Raw genomic sequence first — 21,994 nt, forward strand, 5'->3', positions numbered from 1 at the left:
CTACAATCACGGCCCCCACGAAAGCCGCCGATGACGACCGATTCCCTGCCCGACACCTCGCCCAGGGAGCGTGTGCTCTCGGGCATGCGGCCCACCGGCGCATTGCACCTCGGCCACTTCCACGGCGCGCTCAAAAACTGGGTACGCCTGCAGGACGGCTACGACTGCTTCTACTTCGTGGCCGACTGGCACGCGCTGACCACGCACTACGAGGATCGCGAGGTCGTGGCGGCGAACACCTACGACATGGTGACCGACTGGCTTGCCGCCGGCATCGACCCCGACCGCTCGACCATCTTCATCCAGAGCCGGCTGCCCGAGCACGCCGAGCTCTTCACGTTGCTCGCGATGGGAACGCCGCTCGGCTGGCTCGAGCGCATGCCGACCTACAAGGACCAGATCGAGAAGCTCAAGGACAAGGACCTCGCCACGTACGGCTTTCTCGGCTACCCGCTGCTGCAAGCCGCCGACATCCTGATCTACAACGCGGCCTACGTTCCGGTCGGCGAGGACCAGGCCCCGCACGTCGAGATCACGCGCGAGGTCGCGCGCCGCTTCAACCACCTGTACGGCCGCGAGCCGAACCACGAGGCGCTCGCGCAGGCGGCCGTGGCCAAGCTCGGCAAGGCCGGCGCGCGCGCGTTCGAGGCGGCGCGAAAGGCGTTCCAGGAGGGCGGCAGCGAACAGGCGCTCGAGGACGCGCGGACGCTGATCGCGGACAGCGCGAGCCTCGGCGCGGCCGACCGCGAGCGCCTCGAGGGCTACCTGCGCGGCACCGGCAAGGCGATCCTGCGCGAGCCCCACGCGCTGCACACCGAGGTGAAGCGCCTGCCCGGGCTCGACGGCGCGAAGATGAGCAAGAGCTACGGCAACGCGATCGCGATGCGCGAGGAGCCGGCCGAGGTCGAGAAGAAGATTCGCCGCATGCAGACCGACCCGGCGCGCGTGCGCCGCAGCGACCCCGGCGAGCCGGAACGCTGCCCGGTCTGGCAGTTCCACCTCGTCTACTCGGACGAGCCGACCAAGGCGTGGGCGGCGCACGGCTGCCGCACCGCCGGCATCGGCTGCCTCGATTGCAAGCAGCCGGTCATCGATGCGATCAAGGCCGAGCAGCAGCCGTGGCGCGAGCGCGCCGAGCCGTATCTCACCAACCCCCGGAAGCTGCACTGGATCGTCGAGGTTGGCACCGAGCGCGCACGGACGGTCGCCCGCGAGACGATGCGCAGCGTCCGCGACGCGATGGGGCTCAGCTACTGAGGCCCGGCCGGCCGGCGGAGCCGGCCTCGACGACGTCGACCGTGCTGCATCAGAGCGCGGCGGTGACCACGATCTCGATCTTCCATTGCGGCTTGGCGAGGTTCGCCTGGATCGTCGCGCGGGGCGGCGCGTCGCCCGGCGCGACCCAGTCTTCCCAGAGCTCGTTCATGGCGTCGAAGTCGGCGAGGTCGGGCAGGAAGATCTGCGCCATCAGGATGTGCGCGTTGTCGGTGCCGGCTTCGGCGAGCAGCTTGTCGATCTCGCCCAGCACCTGCCGGGTTTGGCCACGGATGTCGGCGCTCGCGTCGGCGGCGACCTGGCCGGCGAGATAGACGGTCTGGTTGAAGATCGTCATCTCGGAGAGACGATCGCCGACGTGGAAGCGGCGCAGTCCTTGCGTCATGAGGTTTCCTTCGAGGTGGAGTGACGCCGCGTCACGCGCGTGACGCGGCAGGCGACAGCGCCTTCAGCGCGAGCGCTGGCGGCGCCGCGCGACAGGTCGCGTCGGGCTCGCGGCCGGCGGGGCCGCTCGCGCGCCGAGCTTGCTCTCGGTGCCGGCGATCAGCTTCCTGATGTTGCCCTGGTGGCGCCAGAACAAGAGGAACGCCATCACCACCAGCACGAGCGCGATCGGGCCGCCGCCCCAGCCGAACAGCTGGAAGAACGGCGCGAACACCGCCGCGACCAGCGAGGCGAGCGACGAGTAGCGGAAGAACGCGGCGATGATCAGCCAGGTCGCGAGGCTCGCGAGGCCGAGCCACGGGTTGAGGCCGAACAGCACGCCGACGGCGGTGGCGACGCCCTTGCCGCCCTGGAAGCGGAAGAACACCGGCCAGAGATGGCCGAGGAATGCGGCGAGGCCGACGCAGCCCAGCGCCCACTCGGTGGCGTCGGACGACAAGCGGTGCTCGGCGGCGACCCATGCCGCCAGCACCACCGGGACGTAGCCCTTGAGCGCGTCGAGCGCCAGCGTCAGCACCGCGGCGGCACGGTTGCCGGAGCGCAGCACGTTGGTCGCGCCGGGGTTCTTCGAGCCGTAGGTGCGCGGATCGTCCAGGCGCATCAGGCGGCTCACGATCACCGCGAACGAGAGCGAACCGATGAGGTAGCCGGCCAGGGACGCCAGCGCGGTGAAGGTCGACGCATCCATTGCTGGATTGTCGCTTCTCTACTTCGTGGCGCGACTCGCCTTCGACACGTAGCGCGCCAGCGCCTCGATCTGCGCCGGGCTGAGCGAGCCCTTGAACGACGGCATGTTGCCGATGCCGTTGTTGAGCGCCTTGGTGATGCGCGCGGGGTCGGGCTGCAGCTCGTCGAGATTGGGGCCGACCTCGCCGGCGGCGCCGGCGTCCCTGAGCGTGTGGCAGACCGCGCACGCCGGACTCGCGTCCTTCGTGAAGAGGGCCTTGCCGAGCGCGAGCTGCGCCGCGTCGTCGGCGGCATGGGCGCGCGGCGCGACCGCGATGCCGGCACCAAGCAGCAGTGCGGCGAGCGCCGCGGCGAGGCGCGCATCGAGCGGCGGCCGCAGCGAGCGCACCCGGGATGTCGTCGTCACCGCGTCAGGCCACCGTGACGGCGACGATGTGATCGCGCCAGCTGGTGTTGTTGTAGCCGCTCAGGTTCTCGACCCGGTTCTCGACCTGCACCGCACCGCTCGCATCGGTGGCACGGCTCGTCACCTGGTAGGTGCCGGGCGCCATCTTCACCGGCAGCGCGAACTGGCGCCACGCGAAGCGGCCGAGGTCGGGACCGATGAAGTTCCCTTCCAGCCAGTCACGACCGCCGTTGGTCGAGACCTCGACCTTGCGGATCGGCGTGCCGCCGCTGAACGCGACCCCGTGGACCCACACCGTGCCGGCCTTGACCGGGGCGCCGTCGGCGCCCGGGCCGTTGACCCACGAGTTGAGGCCCATCTCGTAGACCGACGGCTGGCTCGGGTCGGCCTTGCCGCCGAGCGGCGCCATGCGATAGCCGAGCTGCTGGATGCGCGCCTTCGACTCGGTCGCGCTGAACGCGAGGCGCTTGATGTACTTGACGTTGTTGATGCCCTGGAAGCCGGGCGCGATGAGGCGCAGCGGGCCACCGTGGATCAGCGGCAGCGGCGCGCCGTTCATCTCCCATGCGAGCAGGGCGTCGGGAAGCGCGCGCAGCGGGACCGAGCGCTCGACCACCACGCTCAGCGGGTCGACGCCCTCCGGCAGCTTCTCGCCGCCGGTGCCAGTGATGAACTGCACGCCGGCATCGAGGCCGCCGAGCGCGTCGACCAGGTAGCGGATCGGCACGCCGCTCCACACCACGCAGCCCGATGCGCCGACGGTCCACTGCGCGCCGGTCGGCTTGCTCGGGAAGAAGCCGCGGCCGTTGCCGGAGCATTGCAGCACCGAGGTCGTGGTCTCGATGCCGATCGCCTTGAGCTCGCGGATGCTCAGCGTTCGCGGGTTGCGCACGCCTTCGATCGACACGGTCCAGGCGTCGCGGTCGGCGACGATCGACGGGTCCGGCGTCGGCAGGTTGGCGCGCACGAACAGGCGCTCGGCCGGCGTGATCGCGCTGGTGCCGAACGCACTGCGCTTGGTCTCGAGCTCGCGCGCGTTGTGGACGATGAAGTTGGCCGGGTCCTTCCACTCGAGGTTCGGCGGGAACGGACGCGCGGTCTGCGCCGAGGCACCCCGGGTGAACGTGGCAAGGCCGCTCGCGGCGAGCGCGCTCGCACTGCCGGCGAGCAGCTGGCGGCGGCGCAGGGGAAAGTCGTTCGTGCTCATCGGGCTCCGATCTCGAGGCAGTGGAAAGGCAGCGGCCGCACCCTGGTGGGGGCCGCGCGGGCGCAGTATCGGAGTGGGGTGGGGTCGTGAAACCGCGTGCCGGCACGTCGTCGGGAGACGGACCAACTAGTTCGCGCAGATCGGGCTCGTTGTCGCGTCGGCGCGACGCGCGACAGCGGCGTGTGTCACGCCCGACGCAGGTGACGGCTGGTCGGACCGATGCGCCGCATTGGTTGGTCCAATCCGAATGACGCGCGCGGATCGCTCGAACGTACGGCCCGGCGCTGCCGAAGACGGCGGCCGAGCGGGCGCCGGCCGGCCGGGTCGCTCAGACCGGCAGCGGCGCGAAGCGGCGTCCGCGCCCGGTGCGCCAGAGCAGGAGCAGCGCGATCGCGAGGTTCACGAGGTTCCAGCCGATGCCGTTGACGAACGCGGCGTGGTACGACCCCGTGAGGTCGAACACCTTGCCCGAGACCCAGCCGCCGAGCGCCATGCCGAACAGGGTGAACATCAGCACGGTGCCGACGCGCTGCCCGGCTTCGGCCGGGGCGAAGTGCTCCCGAACGATGATCGCGTACGACGGAACGATCCCGCCCTGGAACAGCCCGAACAGCGCCGAGATCACGAACAGCGACGCGAGGCCGTCGAACGGCAGGAAGAGCAGCAAGGCAATTCCCTGCAGCACCGACCCGAGCAGCAGCGTGCGCAGACCGCCGATGCGGTCGCAGATCGCGCCCGAGACGAGCCGGCTCACGATGCCGGCGGCCAGCATCAACGAGAGCATCTGCGCACCGCGCGCCGCGCCGTAGCCGAGGTCGCCGCAGTACGCGACGATGTGGACCTGCGGCATCGCCATCGCGACGCAGCAGGCGGTGCCGGCGACGCAGAGCAGCGCCTGCGCCGCCCGCGGCGACATCCCGAACGGACGCTGGCGCGCCGCCGAGTCGATGCTGCCCGGCGCCGCGTCGCGCGCGAGCGGCGGCCGCGGCCGGAGCAGCATCGCGAGCAGCGGCATCGTCAGCGCGCAGAACACGCCGAGGCCGATGTAGGTGTGGCGCCAGCCGAACGCCTCGATCGACCGCTGGACGATCGGCGGCCAGATCGCGCCGGCGAGGTAATTGCCGCTGGCGCAGATCGCGACCGCGGTGCCGCGGCGCTTCAGGAACCAGAGCGAGGTGTCGGCGACGAGCGGCCCGAACGTCGCCGAGGCGCCGAAAAGGCCGAGCAGCACGCCGTGCAGCACGGCGAACGTGCCGAGGCTCGTGCTAAAGCCGGCGCCGACGAAGCCGGCCGCGAGGCCGGCGCTGCCGATCAGCGCGGGCAGCATCACGCCGAAGCGGTCCGCGAGGCGCCCCATCAGCACGCCGCCGAAGCCGAAGCCGATCATCAGCAGCGTGTACGGCAGCGCGGCCGACGAGCGCGCGACGCCGAACTCGGCCTGCACCGGCGGCAGCACGACGGCCATCACGTACATCGCACCGCTGCCGATCGTCATCAGCGCGAGCGAGACGCCGAGCCGGGTCCAGGCGTAACGGGAGTCGGCGGCGTGCTGCATGGCGGCGCTGGTGCGGAACGGCGATTCTCGCGCTCGCGGCGCACCGCGTGCCCGTTGTCGGACGGCCGGTGCCTCAAGTCGGGGCGTCGTCCTAGTCGCGGCGCGACGCCGCGCGTCGAAGATGCCGCCCCAGACTCCCTGCGGAACCCGCGATGACGACCCGACGCACCCTCCTCTCGATGCTGGCGGCGCTGGCCTGCGGACCCGTGCTCGCCGACGCCAAGCCCCGGCGAGCGGCCGCCGCGCCGGTCGACCCCGCGACGGCAGCCGCTCGGCTCAACGAGGCGACCGACACCCCGCTGCTGCAGAACGGTTCGCGCGGCCCCGCGGTGATCCGTGCCCAGATCCTGCTCGACCGCGCGTGGTTCTCGCCCGGCGAGATCGACGGGCGCTTCAGCACCAACATGCGGCGCAGCGTCAGCGCATTCCAGCGTGCCCGCAACCTGCAGCCGAGCGGCCGCGTGGACGCGGCGACCTGGGAAGCGCTGCGGGCCGACCCAGGGCGTGTGGCGGCTGTCTATGCGATCACGCCGGCCGACGCCGAAGGTCCGTTCACCAAGGTCCCGGCCGACGTCATGGAGCGCGCGCAATTGCCTGTGCTCGGCTACGAGACGGTCACCGAGATGCTGGGGGAACGCTTCCACATGTCGCCGCGCCTGCTGCGCGAGCTGAACCCCGGCAAGCGCTTCGAGGCGGGCGACGAGATCGTCGTCGCCGACATCGGCCGCAATCCCGACAAGCTCCCGCAAGCCACGCTGCTGCGCGTGCACAAGGCCGATCGGCTGCTCTGGGTGCTCGGCGCCAACGAGCAGGTCCTCGCCGCGTTCCCGATCAGCATGGGCGGCGCCAACGACCCGCTGCCGGTCGGTCAGCTCAAGATCGTCAACGAGGTGAAGAACCCGACCTTCACCTACGACCCCAAGCTCATGTGGGACGCCAAGCCCGAGCACCAGAAGACGGTGCTGAAGGCAGGCCCGAACAACCCGGTCGGCGTGACCTGGATCGGGCTCAGCAAGCCGCACTGGGGCATCCACGGCACGCCGGCACCCGAGAAGCTCGGCCGCGCCGAGACGCACGGGTGCCTTCACCTCACGAACTGGGACGTCGAGCGCCTCGCGCTGCTCGTCAAGCCCGGCCTCGTCGTCGACGTCCAGGAGTAGCGGTGACGGCGTCGCCGCGGCGCACGCGAGCGCCGGATTGGCGCTGGCTGATGCTGCCAGTGGCGCTGGCCGCCGGTTGCAAGCGCGTCGACGTGCCGGCGCCGGTAGGGCCCGCGAGCGCTCCCGCTCCGGCGTCGGCACCGACGCCCGTCCCTGCACCACCGCCGCCGGCCTCGGCGCCATCGGCTCCCGAGGCGTCGGGCGGCGCGCTGCTGATCCCGGTACCCGGGGTCGCGCCGGGCGAGCTGAACGACATGTTCGATCAGTCGCGCGGTGGCGGCGAGCGCGCGCACGAGGCGATCGACATCATGGCGCCGCACGGAACGCCGGTGCACGCGGTCGCCGACGGCACCGTCGCCAAGCTGTTCGACAGCAAGCCCGGCGGCATCACGCTCTACCAGTTCGACCCGACCGGCACGTACGCGTACTACTACGCGCACCTGGCCGGCTACGCGCCCGGCATCCGGGAAGGCATGCAGCTCCGTCGAGGCGACCTGATCGGCTATGTCGGCTCGACCGGGAATGCGCGCCCCGACGCGCCGCACCTGCACTTCGCGCTGTTCAAGCTCGGCCCCGAACGGCAGTGGTGGAAGGGCACGCCGATCAACCCGTACCCGCTGCTGGTGCCGAAGACGCGCTGAGCCCGACCCGCGGCCGGCGCACCGCGGGGCAGCAGCCCTCGAGCGCTCGCGCGCCTACCGCGGCTTGTCGGTCGATAGCGCCGCCAGCACCATGCGAGCCGCCGCAACGGCACCGACCGCAAGACCGATCTTCTCGGGCACCGAGCGCTCGGGCTTGGGCGGAGCGGCGTCCTTCGACACGCCGTCGTCGCTGCGCGTCGGCACACCGGCGGCCGCGTCGGGTGCCGCCGCGTCGGCGACGCCCTGCAGCGAGCCGTGCGACTTGGCATAGCACCAGGTGAACTCGGCGCCGAGCAGGAACACCTGCGCCGAGTAGTAGACCCAGAGCAGCACCACCACCAGCGAGCCGGCCGCGCCGTACGCCGATGCGACCCCGCTCTTGCCGATGTAGAGCCCGATCAGGAACTTGCCGATGGTGAACATCAGCGAGGTGACGGCGGCACCGACCCAGACGTCGCGCCACTCGACCTTCACGCGCGGCATGATCTTGTAGATCATCGCGAAGATGCCGGTCACCAGGACGAAGCTGACGAGGAAGTTGACGATCTGGAGCAGGACTTCCCAGCCGCCGAACAACGGCGCCCACCACTTGCCGAGCGCCGAAAGGGCGGCACTCGCGACCAGCGACACCATCAGCAGGAAGGCGATCCCGAGAATCATCCCGAACGAGAGCAGGCGCGCGCGCAGAAGGCCCCAGATGCCACCGCTCTTGTCGCGCACCGGCGCACGCCAGATGCGGTCGAGCGCGTCCTGCAGTTCGCCGAACACCGTCGTCGCGCCGATCAGCAGGACCACCAGGCCGACCGCCGTCGCGACGATGCCCTCCTCGGGCTTGCTGACGCTGGCGAGCAGACCCTCGACACCCTTGGCGGCATCGGCGCCCATCAGGCCGCCGAGCTGGGCGAAGATCTCGCCCCGCGCCGCCTCGTCGCCGAACACCAGCCCGGCGACGGAGATCACGATCAGCAGCAGCGGCGCGATCGAGAACATCGTGTAGTACGAGAGCGCCGCGCCCATGCTCGGGGCGTAGTCGTCGATCCACGCGTTCACCGACTGCTTGATCAGCGGCCAGATCTGCGACGGCTTGATGATTCCCTTCAGGTTCATGCCCGCTTCCCCCTCGTCGGCGCGGCGCCGCCATGCGGCAGCCGCGGGTTTGTTGTGACGAGACGCAGGCAAGTGCCGCGCCCGCCAAGTCAGCGGCGGCGTGCCGGCTCGAGTGCGTCACGCAGGCGCTGGCGCGACTCGGACAGCAGCTCGGTGGGCTCGACCACAGGTTCGATCGGCGCCGCCGAAGTCTCGGCCTTGAGGTGCTGCCGCGAGCCGCAGGCGTGCGCGTACACCCAGGTGAACTCGGCGCCCAGCAGGAAGAGCTGCGCCGAGTAGTACATCCAGACCAGCAGCACGATCACCGAGCCGGCGGCCCCGAACCCCGAAGCGACGCCGGCGCGCCCGATGTAGTACCCGATCAGGAACTTGCCGGCGGTGAACAGCAGCGCGGTGAAGGTCGCGCCCACCCACACGTCGTGCCAGGCGATGCGGGCGCGCGGCATCACCTTGTAGAGCACGGCAAACGCGACCGAGACGAAGCCGAAGCTGAGTGCGAAGTTGACCACCTCGAGAAGCAGGCCGTAGCCGGTCGGCTCCTGCCCGGACCACTGCGTCAGTGCGCTGATCGCCGCACTCAGCGCGAGCGAGACGACCAGCAGGAAGCCGACCGCCATGATCATGCCGAGCGCGGCGACGCGGCCGCGCAGCAGCTGCATCAGCCCGGAGCCGACCGGTCGCTCGGGCGCTTGCCAGATGCGGTCGAGCGCGTCCTGCAGCTCGCTCAGCACCCCCGTCGCGCCGACCACGAGCAGCAGCGTTCCGACGATGGTGCCGAACGCACCCTGCTCGGGCCGCGACACGCTGCGCAGCAGCGCCTGCAGCGCCGCGGCGCTGTCGATTCCCATGAGCCCGCTCAGCTCGGCGACGACGCGCCCTTCGGCCGCTTCGCGGCCGAAGGCCAGCCCCGCGATCGACACGATGATCAGCAGCAGCGGCGCCAGCGAGAACAGCGCGTAGTACGCGATTGCGGCGCCCAGGCTCGACGCGTGGTCGTCGCGCCAGGCGGTGAGCGCCTGCTGCAGCAGGGTGCGGATCGGAGGTCGGGACATAGGGAAAGTACGAGGGTTTCCAAAATGAAACGGCGTTGCGCTGGAGCGTACGCACCGGGTTGCAGGACCTATGATGCGGCGCCCGGCGCGGCCCTGCCCGCGCTTGCCACGTTCGAACCCCAACACACTCCAGGAGGCCCCTCATGATCAGCTCACGAATCGCACTGCAATCCGCCATCGTCGCCGTCGCGGTGGCGCTCGGTGGCTGCGGCAGCATGTCGAATTCGTCGAGTGCGCAGAGCGAGGCGGCATCGAAGGTCAGCACGCTCGCCGCGCAGCTCTCGGGCACCAGCGAAGTGCCGCCAGTCAAGACCGGTGGCGCGGGCTTCCTGACCGCCACCTACGAACACAACACGCGCACGCTGACCTGGGCCGCCACCTACAGCGGCCTCAGCGGCCCGGCGACCGCCGCGCACTTCCACGGCCCGGCCGAGCCCGGCCAGAACGCCGGCGTCGTGGTGCCGTTCCCGAGCGCCGCGAGCCCGATCCAGGGCACCGCGACGCTGACCCCGGCGCAGGAGGCCGACCTGCTGGCCGGCCGCTGGTACGTGAACGTGCATACCGCGCAGAACCCCGGCGGCGAGATCCGCGGTCAGGTCAAGCCGCTCTGAAACGCGCGGCCGTCGAGGCCGCACGTTCGAACGCTGACGCCGCGCTTGCCGCGGCGCTCAGCGTGAGGGCGGCACCGCCGCCCGCTCCGCCTCGCGCAGCCGCAGCACGCGGCGCTGCACCTTGCCGGTGGTCGTCATCGGCAAGGCATCGATGAACTCGATCTCCTTCGGGTACTCGTACGGCGCGAGCTTGCCGCGCACGTGGCGCTGCAGCTCGTCGACCAGCGCGTCCGACGCCGCATGGCCGGGCGCCAGCACCACGTACGCCTTGACCAGCGCGCCGCGCTCGGCATCGGGCTTGGGCACCACCGCCGCGTTGGCGACTGCCGGGTGCTTGACGAGGCAGTTCTCGATCTCGCTCGGGCCGATGCGGTAGCCGGCGGCCTTGAAGACGTCGTCGCCGCGACCCTGGTACCAGAGGTAGCCGTCGTCGTCCATGACCGCGAGGTCGCCGGTGCGGCACCAGCTGTCGTTCGGATCGCCGGTGAACTTGGCGGCGGTCGCGTCGGGCCGGTTCCAGTAGCCGAGGAAGAACACCGGGTCGGGGTCGCCGTGGACATCGAGGCGATGGATCGCGACGTCGCCCGGCGTGCCGCGCGGGCACTCGACGCCGGCGTCGTCGATCACCGCGATGCGATGACCGGGATACGGCCGGCCCATGCTGCCGGGGCGCGCCGGCCAGAAGCGCGCGCAGTTGCCCACGATGTAGTTGACCTCGGTCTGGCCGAACATCTCGTTGATGGTGAGGCCGAGTTCGTCGCGGCCGTACGCGAAGACGGCGTCGCCGACCGCCTCGCCGGCACTCATGATCGCCTCCAGCGCCAGCCGGTAGCGCGCGCGCGGTCGCGGCACCGCCTTCATCATCGCCTTCAGGGCGGTCGGGAACAGGAAGCTGTGGGTGACGCCGTGCCGCTCCATCAGCGCGAACGCCGTGTCCGGCGCGAATCGGCCCTGGTAGGCGACGATCGGTCGGCCGAAATAGAGCGCAGGCAGCAGCGAGTCCATCAAGCCGCCGGCCCAGGCCCAGTCGGCCGGCGACCAGAACACCGCGCCCGAAGGCTTCGTGGGGTCGAACGGATCGAAGCCGAACCAGTCCTGGCTCGCGATGAAGCCGGTGAGGTGGCCGATCAGCACCCGCTGCGGCAGCAGGGCGCCCTTCGGCGGGCCCGTGGTGCCGCTGGTGTAGATGAGGATTGCCGGCTCCTCGGCGGCCGTCGTGACCGTCGGCGCGGCGGGCGGCGCGTCGGCGAGCGCCGCGCTCCAGTCGACGTCGCCCTCCCCTTCGGCGCGGCCGACCGAGAGCACGGTCTCGAGCCCGGCGCAGAGCGGGCGAGCGGCGCGCACGTTGCCGATCCCGGACTCGTCGACGATCGCGAGGCGCGCACCGCTGTCGTTGATGCGGAACTCGAGCGCGTCGGGGCCGAACAGCATCGAGAGCGGCATCGCCACCGCGCCGAGCCGATAGATCGCCATGTGCGCGACCGCGGTCTCGAAGCGCTGCGGCATCACGATCGCGACGCGGTCGCCGCGCGCGACGCCGAGTTGCGTCAATGCGGCCGCCAGGCGCCTCGACGCGGACTCGAGCTCGCCGAAGCTGAAGTCGGCCCGCGTGCCGTCCTCGTGCTCGTAGATCACGGCGATGGCGTCGGGGGTCGCCTCAGCCCAGCGCGTGCAGCAGACCGCCGCGATGTTGAAGTCGGCCGGCACCTGCCAGCGGAAGGCCGCGTGCAGCGCCGCGTGGTCGTCGCGGGGCGCGCTGGGCGTGCGCCGCGTGCGCGCCGCGGTCACGCCGCGTACCCGCGCAAGGCGTCGCCGGCGATGCGGCAGATGCGCCAGTCGGGCATCACCGTCGCGCCCATGCGCTCGTAGAAGCGGATCGCCGGCTCGTTCCAGTCGAGCACGCTCCACTCGAAGCGGCCGCAGCCGCGTTCGACCGCGAGCTGCGCCAGGCGGGTGAGCAGCGCACGGCCGATGCCGCGGCCGCGCTCGGCGGGCTGCACGAACAGGTCTTCGAGATAGAGCCCGGGCTGCGCGAGGAACGTCGAGAAGTTGGTGAAGAAGAGCGCGAACGCGACCACCGCACCGTGATCGAGCTCGGCCACCCACGCCTCGGCGACCGGCCGCTCGCCGAACAGGTGCGGCGCGAGGCGCTCGGGCGTGACCTGCAGCAGGTGGGTGAGGTGCTCGTACTCGGCGAGCTCGCCGATCAGGCCGACGATCGCGTCGAGGTCGCGCGGCGCTGCGGCGCGTAGCGCGAAAGCGGGTGGCGAGGTCATCGAGGCATTCTTGCATCGGCCCCGGGGCGCGCGCCCTGCGGCAGACCCGGTGCCCGGCGACACCGCTACAGTCTGCCGCGATGGACGACACCGGACCCTACGCGCCGCGGCGCGCTGCGCGCAGCACCTTCCTCGAGGCACGCGGCCTCGCGCACCACGTCCTGCAGTGGGGCGACGCGGCAAGCGTGAGCGCCGCGCGCCCGCCGCTCGTGCTGCTGCACGGCTGGATGGACGTCGCCGCGTCGTTCCAGTTCGTCATGGATGCGCTCGCCGACAACCGCTTCGCGATCGCGCTCGACTGGCGCGGCTTCGGCCTCACCGATGCGCCGCAGGCCGACTCGTACTGGTTTCCCGACTACCTTGGCGACCTCGACGCCGTGCTCGACGCGCTGCCCGAGACGGCGGGCGGACGCCCGATCGACCTCGTCGGCCACAGCATGGGCGGCAACGTCGCGATGCTCTATGCCGGCGTGCGGCCCGAACGCATCCGCCGCCTCGTCAACCTCGAAGGCTTCGGCATGCCGGCGTCGAAGGCCGAGCAGGCGCCGGGCCGCATGCGCGAGTGGCTCGACTCGCTGAAGGAAGTGCAGTCCCTGCGCACCTATGCGAACCTCGATGCGGTCGCCGAGCGCCTGCGCAAGACCAACCCGCTGCTGCGCCCGGATCGAGCGGCCTGGCTCGCCGCGCACTGGTCGCGCCAGGTCACGAACGCCGACGGCACGCCGGGCGAGTTCGAGATCCTCGGCGACCCGGCGCACAAGCGGCCGAACCCGATCCTGCCGCGCGTCGACGAGTGGCTCGAGTTCTGGAAGCGCATCAGCGCGCCGGTGCTGTGGGTCGAAGGCGACCTCAGCAGCCCCGAGACGTGGTGGGGCAACCGCTACACGAAGGAAGAGTTCCATCGCCGGCTCGACGTCGTGACGAATGCCGAACGCCACGTGCTGGCGCCGGCCGGCCACATGCTGCACCACGACCGCCCGGACGAGCTCGCCCGCCTGCTCGAGCGCTTCCTCGCCGGCTGAAGCCCTTCCCCGCCACCGCGGGCACCTGCAGAGGGCGCGTGAGAAAATCCGCGGCTGAACTCATTTCGCGAGCACCACATGGACGTCGAACACATCAATGCAATCGGTACTCGCCTGGCCGACCTGACGAAGCGCACGGTCGACCTACGGGGGTATCTTTGACTACGACCGCAAAGCTCTGCGGCTGAACGAGGTCAACGCCGCCCTCGAGAACCCCAACGTCTGGAACGAGCCCAAGCGGGCGCAGGAACTCGGCCGCGAGAAGCGCTCGCTCGAGACGGTGGTCTCGACGATCGACCACCTGACGTCGAACCTCGCCGACAACAGCGAGCTCTACGAGATGTCGAAGGCCGACGGCGATACCGACGGCCTGCTCGCGATCGAGGCCGACGCGGCCAAGCTCGAGGACGCGATCAAGGAGCTCGAGTTCCGGCGGATGTTCGACAACCCGCTCGACCCGAGCAATTGCTTCATCGACATCCAGGCCGGCGCGGGCGGCACCGAGGCGTGCGACTGGGCGTCGATGCTGCTGCGCCAGTACCTCAAGTACTGCGAGCGCAAGGGCTTCAAGACCGAGGTCATGGAAGAGACCGAGGGCGACGTCGCCGGCATCCGCAGCGCGACCATCAAGGTCGAGGGCGACTACGCGTTCGGCCTGCTGCGCACCGAGACCGGCGTGCACCGGCTGGTGAGAAAGAGCCCGTTCGACTCGGCGGGCGGCCGTCACACGAGCTTCGCCAGCCTCTTCGTCTACCCCGAGGTCGACGACTCGATCGAGATCGACATCAACCCGGCCGACGTGCGCACCGACACCTTCCGCGCCTCCGGTGCGGGCGGCCAGCACATCAACAAGACCGACTCGGCGGTGCGCCTGACGCACGTGCCGACCGGCATCGTCGTGCAGTGCCAGAACGACCGTTCGCAGCACCGCAACCGCGACGAGGCCTGGCAGATGCTGCGCTCGCGCCTCTATGAGCACGAGATGAGAAAGCGCATGGCCGAGCAGCAGAAGCTCGAGGACACCAAGACCGACGTCGGCTGGGGCCACCAGATCCGCAGCTACGTGCTCGACCAGAGCCGCATCAAGGACCTGCGCACCAACCTCGAGATCAGCAACACGCAGAAGGTGCTCGACGGCGACCTCGACCCCTTCATCGAAGCGAGCCTGAAGCAAGGCGTCTGACCCACGCCACGAAAGCACCATGCGAACCGACACCGCCCCGCTCGTGCGCCGCGAGGACTACGCGCCGCCGCCGTTCTGGATCCGCACGGTCGAGCTGACGTTCGACCTCGATCCGGCCAAGACGATGGTCATCAACCGCATGACCGTCGAGCGCAACCGCGCCGTGCCCGCCGGGCCGCTGCGCCTGCACGGCGAGGAGCTCAACCTGACGCGCGTGCTCGCCGACGGGCAGTCGGTGTCGTTCCGCCACGAGCCCGGCTTCCTGGTCATCGACAACCTGCCCGAGGGCGACTTCACGCTCGAGATCAGGAACACCTGCTGCCCCGAGAAGAACACCCAGCTGTCGGGGCTCTACACCTCGGGCGGCGGCTTCTTCACGCAGTGCGAGGCCGAGGGCTTCCGACGCATCACCTACTTCCTCGACCGGCCCGACGTGATGGCGGTCTACACCGTCACGCTGCGCGCGAGCCAGGCACAGTACCCCGTGCTGCTCTCGAACGGCAACCTCGTCGAGCAGGGCGAGCTCGAAGGCGGGCGCCACTTCGCGAAGTGGCACGACCCGTTCCCCAAGCCGAGCTACCTGTTCGCGCTGGTCGCGGCCGACCTGGTCGCGCGCGAGCAGCACATCCGCACGCGCTCGGGCAGCGAGCACCTGCTGCAGGTGTGGGTGCGGCGTGGCGATCTCGACAAGACCGAGCACGCGATGAACTCGCTGGTCGCGTCGGTGGTGTGGGACGAGGCGCGCTTCAAGCTGCCGCTCGACCTCGAGCGCTTCATGATCGTCGCGGTCGGCGACTTCAACATGGGGGCCATGGAGAACAAGGGCCTCAACATCTTCAACACGAAGTACGTGCTGGCGACGCCGGCGACCGCGACCGACACCGACTACTTCGGCATCGAGTCGGTCGTCGGCCACGAGTACTTCCACAACTGGACCGGCAACCGCGTCACCTGCCGCGACTGGTTCCAGCTGAGCCTGAAGGAGGGCCTGACGGTCTTCCGCGACCAGGAATTCAGCATGGACATGGTCGAAAGCGCATCGGCGCGCGCGGTCAAGCGCATCGAGGACGTGCGCGGCCTGCGCCAGGTGCAGTTCCCCGAGGACGCCGGGCCGATGGCGCACCCGGTGCGGCCCGACAGCTACGTCGAGATCAACAACTTCTACACGGCGACCGTCTACGAGAAGGGCGGCGAGGTCGTGCGGATGATGCAGACGCTGGTCGGACGCGACGGCTTCGCCAGGGGCATGACGCTCTACTTCGAGCGTCACGACGGCCAGGCCGTCACCTGCGACGACTTCGCGCAGGCCATCGCCGACGCCAACGCCGAGAGCGAGCTCGCACGCACCCTGCCGGGCTTCAAGCGCTGGTACGCGCAGGCCGGAACGCCGCGCGTCACCGCGCGCGGCCGCTACGACGCGCCGACCCGCACCTACACGCTCGGGCTCGAGCAGGCGCCGGGGCCGACCGCCGGGCCGGGTGCCGAGCCGTTCGTGATCCCGATCACCGTCGGCCTGATCGGCCGCTCGGGGCGCGCCCTGCCGGTCGAGCTCGAGGACGAGACGCCGAGCAGCGCGACCTCGCGCCTCCTGGTGCTCGACGAGGCGAAGGCGTTCTTCACCTTCGTCAACGTCGACGAGCCGCCGGTGCCGTCGCTGCTGCGCGGCTTCTCGGCGCCGGTCGTGCTTTCCGACGGCCTCGGCGACGACGAGCTGCTGGTCCTCCTGAACCACGACAGCGACCCGTTCAACCGCTGGGAAGCCGGCCAGCGCCTGGCCCTCGCGCGCATCCTCGCCGCCGTCGCCGGCGACGCGCCCGACACGCTCGACAGCGCGTTCGTAGACGCCATGCGGCGCGTGCTGCGCAGCCCCGAGCTCGACGCGGCGTTCAAGGAGCTCGTGCTCACGCTGCCGAGCGAGATCTACGTCGCCGAGCAGCTCGAGCGGGTCGACCCGCAGCGCATCCACGCGGTGCGCGAGTCGATGAAGGCGCAGCTCGCGGGCGCCTTGCGCGCCGACTGGGAGTGGGCGTACGACACGCTGCAGGTGACCGGCGCGTACCGGCCCGACCCGGTCGACGCCGGCCGCCGCGCGCTCGTCAACCTCGCGCTCTCGATGCTCTGCATCGACGCGGTCGCGCGCGGCGACGAGGCGTGGCCGGGCCGCGCCTACCAGCGCGTCAAGGACGCGTCGAACATGACCGACCGCCAGGGTGCGCTCGGCGCCCTGCTCGGCTCGCACGCCGCGCTCGCGAAGCCCGCGCTCGAGCGCTTCCACGCGCTCTTCGCGAACGAGCCGCTCGTCATCGACAAGTGGTTCTCGATGCAGGCGAGCGCGCCCGAGCGCGACGGCGAGGTGTTCGGGGCCGTCAAGCGCCTGCTGCATCACCCCGACTTCAGCCTCGCCAACCCGAACCGCGCGCGCAGCCTGATCGGCGCGTTCTGCATGGGCAACCCGGCGGGCTTCCATCGCGCCGACGGCGCCGGCTACGCGTTCTGGGCCGACCGCGTGCTCGAGCTCGACGCCATGAACCGCCAGCTCGCCGCGCGCATGGCGCGCGTGATGGACCGCTGGAAGCAGCTCGCCGAGCCGTATCGCGGCCTTGCCGAGGCCGCCCTGCGCCGCGTCGCCGCGCATCCCACGCTCTCGAGCGACACCCGCGAGATCGTCGGGCGCGCGCTCGGCAACGAACCCCAGACCTGAAGGAAGCCCCGTGAAGAACGCGTTCTATGCGCAATCGGGCGGCGTCACCGCCGTCATCAACGCCTCGGCCTGCGGCGTGATCGAGACCGCGCGTCGCAACGCCGGCCGCATCGGCACCGTGTACGCGGGCCTCAACGGCATCATCGGCGCGCTCACCGAAGACCTGATCGACACCGGCCGCGAGAGCGACGCCGACATCGCCGCGCTGCGCTCGACGCCGTCGGGTGCGTTCGGCTCGTGCCGCTACAAGCTGAAGTCGCTCGACAAGAACCGGCGCGAGTACGAGCGCCTGATCGAGGTCTTCAAGGCGCACGACATCGGCTACTTCTTCTACAACGGCGGCGGCGATTCGGCCGACACCTGCTTCAAGGTCAGCCAGCTGTCGCAGTCGATGGGCTATCCGCTGCAGGCGATCCACGTGCCGAAGACGGTCGACAACGACCTGCCGATCACCGACTGCTGCCCCGGCTTCGGCTCGGTCGCCAAGTACGTCGCGGTGTCGGCGCTCGAGGCGTCGTTCGACGTGCGCTCGATGGCGCGCACGTCGACCAAGGTGTTCGTGCTCGAGGTGATGGGGCGCCACGCCGGCTGGATCGCCGCCGCCGGCGGCCTGATCGAGCAGCACGGCATCCCGGTCGTGATCCTCTTCCCCGAGATCGAGTTCGATCGCGCCGCGTTCATCGCGCAGGTCGACCGCAAGGTCAAGGAATACGGCTACTGCACGGTGGTGGTGTCGGAGGGCTGTCACCACCCCGACGGCACGTTCCTCGCCGAGCAGGGCACCCGCGACGCATTCGGCCACGCCCAGCTCGGCGGTGCCGCGCCGGTCGTCGCCGGCATGGTCAAGGAAGCGCTCGGCCACAAGTTCCACTGGGCGACCGCGGATTACCTGCAGCGCGCGGCACGCCACATCGCGTCGAGGACCGACGTCGAGCAGGCCTACGCGGTCGGCCGGCGCGCGGTCGAGCTCGCGCTCGATGGCGCCAATGCGGTGATGCCGACGATCGAACGCGTTTCCGACGCGCCCTACGAGTGGCGCATCGGCTCGGCGCCGCTGTCGGAAGTCGCCAATGTAGAAAAGTTCATGCCGCGCGACTTCATCACCGAAGACGGCTTCGGCATCACCGATGCATGCCGGCGCTATCTGCAACCGCTGATCCAGGGCGAGGACGCACCCACCTATCGCGACGGCCTGCCGGTGTACGTGACGCTGAAGAACGCGCTGGTCGAGAAGAAGCTGACACCGTTCGACATCAAGGCCTGAGCGAACGGCGCCCATCGACTCGGCCGTAGGCTAGAATCTCGGGTTTGCCGCCGAGCCTTGCTCGGGGTGCAACGCCGGTGTAGCTCAGTTGGTAGAGCAGCGCATTCGTAATGCGAAGGTCGGGAGTTCGACTCTTCTCACCGGCACCAACAAAATCAACAGCTTGGCTGCGGTTTAGCCAAGCTGTTCACTACGCAAGAAGTGCCATGTAAGGGCCGATGTAAGACGAAGGGCGCAGGGTTGTTCGATCGGCCTGCCGCCCCTTCGCTTTCTTAGTGGTACGGAGCGTACGCCCTCTCCGCCAGGCTCAGATACAAGTCAATGGCTTAGCGCTGGTTTTGGGCTATTCCCGCCAGCGTACAGCTACCTCAACGGCTTGCTTGGCAAGCAGCTATGGGAGGTCCCTTGCCCATCGAGATCTATCATCGAGTCGCAACGGGCCTCCCCAACCAAGACCTCGGGGTCATGGTTCTTCAGCTGAACTCTGGACAGGTTTGGGGGCAAGCGCCCAATGGCGGCGCCATAGCGGCTGTGAAGGCGTACTATGGCCCGCTACCACCCAACCAAGATGGCGTCGAGTTCGAAACCCCACTACCGCCGAGCTACAGAGTGCCGATGCTCGGCTGTCTGCAGATGTGGTCTGCGCAATCTGGCCATGCGGTGCTGGTTCCTGCTAACCCGAACTTCGCCATGATTCCGGTACGCTTCACACGCGTTCGATACGTCGGCCAGCTGAACTTGCAGGGTGGCGTTGACCTTCAGCTGTGAAAGGGAAAGACGTGGAGGAACCTCGCGTTTCCTGGATCCCGGTGAGGAACCTGGAGGAGTCTGCAGCCTTCAAGCCCGTCTTGGTTATTAAGTACAGCGACGAAGGGCTGGCTCAGGGACAATTCCAAACGTTTGTCGATGACCTAGGCTGGTTCATGGCCGCCGCGCTGCGTATCGAGCTGAAGCAGGATGAGTCGTTCGTAGTGCTTGCTCGCCGCTATGCCGAGGAACCAGAAGGCTTGCTTACCCTCAGCATGGACGTAACTAGAGCCACGGAGATGGGCTTTGAGCCGGTTCGAGCCGCCAAAGCCTTATCTCACATCTTTTCTCCTACTGAAATAGTCTGGATCGCGGACGATAGCGATTTGCGCGTCGAACTTGGGCCTTTTGCCCTCGGCCGTCGGTTTCCGCTTACCCAAGAAGACGCTGTTCCTGACAGTAAAGACGCTCAGTTCCCTCGCGGGCGTGTAGCGTAGCTTTGGGTGCCGACGGCCTGGTTCCATCGCCCGCACCTCCCAGCTCGGTTGTAGGCGGCCGGAATTTCAGGGGTTTCTTTGGGGTGGGGCAATACTCCACGAGGCCGGCAGAAGCGACCGCTGAACGCCTTTGCAGCCTCGGCAGGGTCCGCGAGCGGCCAGGTTTCCAGGCGGTCGAACGCCTGCTGCACCGGCAACATGTGACCGATCTCCGGATCGGCGGCAGGATCCCGCTCGGCGCAACGCTCGATTCAGCGGATGTGCGCGAAGGTGAGGCAGTCAAATCGCGACCCGCGTGCACCTCTAGAAGCGGGGCTGCGCTAAACGCCGCACCTTAACGGGTGTTCCAGTTACGGCGAGGAAAAATCAGGCAGCCCTATGCGGCTCAAGTAGTGCGCGAAACGACCGGATAAATGTTCGCGGAAAATGACTTCCAAGGTCACCAAGTAGTTCGACGCGAACTCCGGCCGATAAAGCACCTCGCGCGGTGTTGTAAGGAAGCTCTTGAAGTCTATAACGAGGTCCGGGACCTGAAGCTCCGCTCGTCCAGTGAGGAAGTGATACCTCATCATGCCATTCTGAGTGAGTTGCTTCCACGCCGTACTGTTGATGCGCTGCATCTTAAGGTCTTGCTCCTGGAGGTGGGCGCCTTCGCGGAATATCTCGGCCGGGTATGCCGGCGCGAGCAAAAGCGTCAGGAGGTACTTGTCGTTGTCTGCTCTGGTGGAGTCTTGGCGTTGGTTGTAATCGTGCTCGAGGTCACAATCCTGGGACAGGATTACACAGTACGGTAGCTGTCTGGACCGAACTTCGATGGTGCCGCCTTGCTCTTCAGCCCACTCCACCAAGACAACGTCCCGTAGGACGTCCCCTTGCTCGTATCTAGGTAGCTCCGAACGATAGTACCGAGGCTCTAGGTTACTTAAGGGCATATCGCGTAACGATCCTGCGCGGCTGCGCCGTCGCGTATCGTGCCGCCGACTGAGCCAATTCCTCGCGCAACAGGTCGATCGCGCGACGTACGTCGTCTACCGAAGTCGAAAAACTCACATTGGCCGCTTCGTAGGTCGGTATAGCGAGCGCGAGTTCATTTCTTAGCGACTCTATGGCCTTCTCGAGCTCTTCTGACATGTGCACCAGCGTTGGGGTGCTAGCAGTCACGGCCTTGCCTGATTCGGCAGTACTATCAGGTTGAGTCGGTAAGGGTTGATGGTTAGTCATCAATGCGCCCCATAATGTTTCGCAATTCGTCACAGATGCTGCGCTCAAATGCGTCTTCGCAAGCGGCATTCAGGCGGCCAATTGCCTCAATCAAATCGCTACACGCGACTCGTGTCCGGGAAGCATCGAAGTCGAGTACGAAATGACGCCTTACAAGCTCGCCCGGATAGTCGGGATTAGACGCGCCGTAGGTACTCGTGAGGGTCACTTCATCGTTGAACGATTGCATCTGATGAAGAGAGCGCGCCAGCTTCATTCCACCCGGCAAACCTGCAGACACGCTGGCGACAAGCTCGGGATTGATAAGGCCGTTCCAATCAAGCGGGGCACCGGTGGGAAAAACTATCTGGTTGATGTAGCGCAGACCAACCCGATTGGCGATCAATGTGGGATGCTGCTCCAGCAACGCTCGCATCACGTGAGCGATCTCTGAGCGGAAAGACAAGTAGTCCTGGTAACCCTTCCTGTACTCTAGGGCGATGTGTTCGGAACTAAGGGCGACAAAAGGGAATTCCTCGCCGGCCCTGCGATGCTCATATATGGTCGACGGTGTTTTCTGACTAACATGGGTTCCGCTTGGCCCCACGCTCACCGCCAGCTCGGTATTAGGCTTGGTAGTGAGAGCCGGGAAAAGTTCGCCGATCGCGAGCGAGAGAGGCGGCCGCTCGGCGGCCCCGAGCACGGGCAGACGCTCGAAGTCGACACGACAGATCACCGCTGTCAGAAAGTTCCGTTGGTAGCGGGGCATCCGCGGCGTTCCTTTGTTTATCCGATCATAAGAGCGTACCTCAGAGCAGCTGGAAGAGCTGACCGCCTAGGGAAGGTCTGCATAACCCCGTGCTGACCCGTCTTGCATGAGGTCGGCGCCGGCGCGACGATGGCGAGCATGAAGCAGCTCGGACTCGGCCTGAATCTCTCGACCAAGAAGACGCGCAAGC

General features: G+C 68.6%; 21 protein-coding genes and 1 tRNA gene. 11 read left to right on the top strand and 11 right to left on the bottom strand.

What is annotated here, in order from left to right; translation table 11 throughout:
• Positions 1-30 precede the first annotated feature (30 nt).
• On the top strand, positions 31-1,257 hold the full coding sequence (locus tag HQN59_RS06865) for a tryptophan--tRNA ligase (RefSeq protein WP_176067369.1): 1,227 nt from the start codon (positions 31-33) through the stop codon (positions 1,255-1,257).
• A 49-nt stretch (positions 1,258-1,306) separates the two neighbouring features.
• On the opposite strand, the gene HQN59_RS06870 is transcribed toward HQN59_RS06865, so the two are convergent.
• The 5 genes from HQN59_RS06870 to HQN59_RS06890 all read right to left on the bottom strand — a co-directional run bounded on the left by HQN59_RS06870 (position 1,307) and on the right by HQN59_RS06890 (position 5,574).
• Positions 1,307-1,660: a RidA family protein gene (locus HQN59_RS06870; protein WP_176067371.1), complete on the bottom strand. Its 354-nt coding sequence runs from the start codon at positions 1,658-1,660 to the stop codon at positions 1,307-1,309.
• A gap of 63 nt (positions 1,661-1,723) precedes the next feature.
• Complete coding sequence (gene plsY, locus HQN59_RS06875) at positions 1,724-2,407, bottom strand: glycerol-3-phosphate 1-O-acyltransferase PlsY (protein ID WP_176067373.1); 684 nt, start codon at positions 2,405-2,407, stop codon at positions 1,724-1,726.
• Positions 2,408-2,425: 18 nt separating this feature from the next.
• Positions 2,426-2,785, bottom strand: a complete 360-nt coding sequence (gene sorU, locus HQN59_RS06880; protein ID WP_176067531.1) for a SorU family sulfite dehydrogenase c-type cytochrome subunit — start codon at positions 2,783-2,785, stop codon at positions 2,426-2,428.
• A 31-nt stretch (positions 2,786-2,816) separates the two neighbouring features.
• Positions 2,817-4,019, bottom strand: a complete 1,203-nt coding sequence (gene sorT / locus HQN59_RS06885; protein ID WP_176067374.1) for a SorT family sulfite dehydrogenase catalytic subunit — start codon at positions 4,017-4,019, stop codon at positions 2,817-2,819.
• Between the two features lie 328 nt (positions 4,020-4,347).
• Entirely contained in the window at positions 4,348-5,574 is a 1,227-nt protein-coding gene (locus tag HQN59_RS06890) for an MFS transporter (protein ID WP_176067377.1), read from the bottom strand.
• Positions 5,575-5,726: 152 nt separating this feature from the next.
• Between HQN59_RS06890 and HQN59_RS06895 the strand changes: the two genes are divergently transcribed.
• Both HQN59_RS06895 and HQN59_RS06900 read left to right on the top strand, forming a co-directional pair.
• Positions 5,727-6,734 (top strand): L,D-transpeptidase family protein, encoded by a 1,008-nt coding sequence (locus tag HQN59_RS06895; RefSeq protein WP_176067378.1) that lies wholly within the window; start codon positions 5,727-5,729, stop codon positions 6,732-6,734.
• Between the two features lie 2 nt (positions 6,735-6,736).
• Complete coding sequence (locus HQN59_RS06900; protein WP_342451140.1) at positions 6,737-7,375, top strand: M23 family metallopeptidase; 639 nt, start codon at positions 6,737-6,739, stop codon at positions 7,373-7,375.
• 54 nt (positions 7,376-7,429) lie between these two features.
• Here HQN59_RS06900 and HQN59_RS06905 read toward each other — a convergent pair whose 3' ends face one another.
• Positions 7,430-8,482: a YihY/virulence factor BrkB family protein gene (locus tag HQN59_RS06905; RefSeq protein ID WP_176067380.1), complete on the bottom strand. Its 1,053-nt coding sequence runs from the start codon at positions 8,480-8,482 to the stop codon at positions 7,430-7,432.
• Between the two features lie 89 nt (positions 8,483-8,571).
• Positions 8,572-9,534: a YihY/virulence factor BrkB family protein gene (locus HQN59_RS06910; protein ID WP_176067382.1), complete on the bottom strand. Its 963-nt coding sequence runs from the start codon at positions 9,532-9,534 to the stop codon at positions 8,572-8,574.
• 143 nt (positions 9,535-9,677) lie between these two features.
• Here HQN59_RS06910 and HQN59_RS06915 point away from each other — a divergent pair, with 143 nt between their 5' ends.
• Positions 9,678-10,145: a CHRD domain-containing protein gene (locus tag HQN59_RS06915; RefSeq protein ID WP_217703865.1), complete on the top strand. Its 468-nt coding sequence runs from the start codon at positions 9,678-9,680 to the stop codon at positions 10,143-10,145.
• A gap of 57 nt (positions 10,146-10,202) precedes the next feature.
• Here the strand turns inward: HQN59_RS06915 and HQN59_RS06920 are convergent, their stop codons facing one another.
• Together HQN59_RS06920 and HQN59_RS06925 are read right to left on the bottom strand one after the other, a co-directional pair.
• Positions 10,203-11,933, bottom strand: a complete 1,731-nt coding sequence (locus HQN59_RS06920; RefSeq protein ID WP_342451141.1) for an acetate--CoA ligase — start codon at positions 11,931-11,933, stop codon at positions 10,203-10,205.
• A complete protein-coding gene (locus HQN59_RS06925) occupies positions 11,930-12,421 on the bottom strand; it encodes a GNAT family N-acetyltransferase (RefSeq protein WP_176067384.1) in 492 nt (163 codons plus the stop codon). The genes HQN59_RS06920 and HQN59_RS06925 overlap by 4 nt, the downstream gene beginning before the upstream one ends.
• An 80-nt stretch (positions 12,422-12,501) precedes the next feature.
• Here HQN59_RS06925 and HQN59_RS06930 point away from each other — a divergent pair, with 80 nt between their 5' ends.
• From HQN59_RS06930 to HQN59_RS06960, 7 genes are all read left to right on the top strand, one after another.
• A complete protein-coding gene (locus HQN59_RS06930) occupies positions 12,502-13,443 on the top strand; it encodes an alpha/beta fold hydrolase (RefSeq protein WP_176067386.1) in 942 nt (313 codons plus the stop codon).
• A 78-nt stretch (positions 13,444-13,521) separates the two neighbouring features.
• Positions 13,522-14,626, top strand: a protein-coding gene (prfB, locus tag HQN59_RS06935; protein WP_176067388.1) for a peptide chain release factor 2 whose coding sequence is annotated in 2 segments (ribosomal slippage) — positions 13,522-13,602 and positions 13,604-14,626 — 1,104 coding nt in all. Because the reading frame shifts where the segments join, the coding sequence is not laid out codon by codon here.
• 19 nt (positions 14,627-14,645) lie between these two features.
• Complete coding sequence (gene pepN / locus HQN59_RS06940; protein ID WP_176067390.1) at positions 14,646-17,327, top strand: aminopeptidase N; 2,682 nt, start codon at positions 14,646-14,648, stop codon at positions 17,325-17,327.
• 10 nt (positions 17,328-17,337) lie between these two features.
• On the top strand, positions 17,338-18,591 hold the full coding sequence (locus tag HQN59_RS06945; RefSeq protein WP_176067392.1) for a diphosphate--fructose-6-phosphate 1-phosphotransferase: 1,254 nt from the start codon (positions 17,338-17,340) through the stop codon (positions 18,589-18,591).
• 73 nt (positions 18,592-18,664) lie between these two features.
• Positions 18,665-18,740: transfer RNA gene (locus tag HQN59_RS06950), tRNA-Thr, on the top strand.
• 256 nt (positions 18,741-18,996) lie between these two features.
• Entirely contained in the window at positions 18,997-19,359 is a 363-nt protein-coding gene (locus HQN59_RS06955) for a hypothetical protein (protein ID WP_176067394.1), read from the top strand.
• The gene (locus tag HQN59_RS06960) at positions 19,356-19,835 is read left to right on the top strand and encodes a hypothetical protein (RefSeq protein WP_176067396.1); all 480 of its coding nucleotides are present in this window, start codon (positions 19,356-19,358) and stop codon (positions 19,833-19,835) included. Before HQN59_RS06955 ends, HQN59_RS06960 begins: the two co-directional genes overlap by 4 nt.
• Before the next feature lie 350 nt (positions 19,836-20,185).
• Here the strand turns inward: HQN59_RS06960 and HQN59_RS06965 are convergent, their stop codons facing one another.
• Together HQN59_RS06965 and HQN59_RS06970 are read right to left on the bottom strand one after the other, a co-directional pair.
• Positions 20,186-20,680, bottom strand: a complete 495-nt coding sequence (locus tag HQN59_RS06965; RefSeq protein ID WP_176067398.1) for a hypothetical protein — start codon at positions 20,678-20,680, stop codon at positions 20,186-20,188.
• Positions 20,681-21,048: 368 nt separating this feature from the next.
• Entirely contained in the window at positions 21,049-21,804 is a 756-nt protein-coding gene (locus HQN59_RS06970; RefSeq protein ID WP_176067400.1) for a TIGR04255 family protein, read from the bottom strand.
• Positions 21,805-21,994 lie beyond the last annotated feature (190 nt).

It is taken from the genome of Rhizobacter koreensis (assembly GCF_013366375.1).
In the GTDB taxonomy this organism is placed as follows: domain Bacteria; phylum Pseudomonadota; class Gammaproteobacteria; order Burkholderiales; family Burkholderiaceae_C; genus Schlegelella_A; species Schlegelella_A koreensis.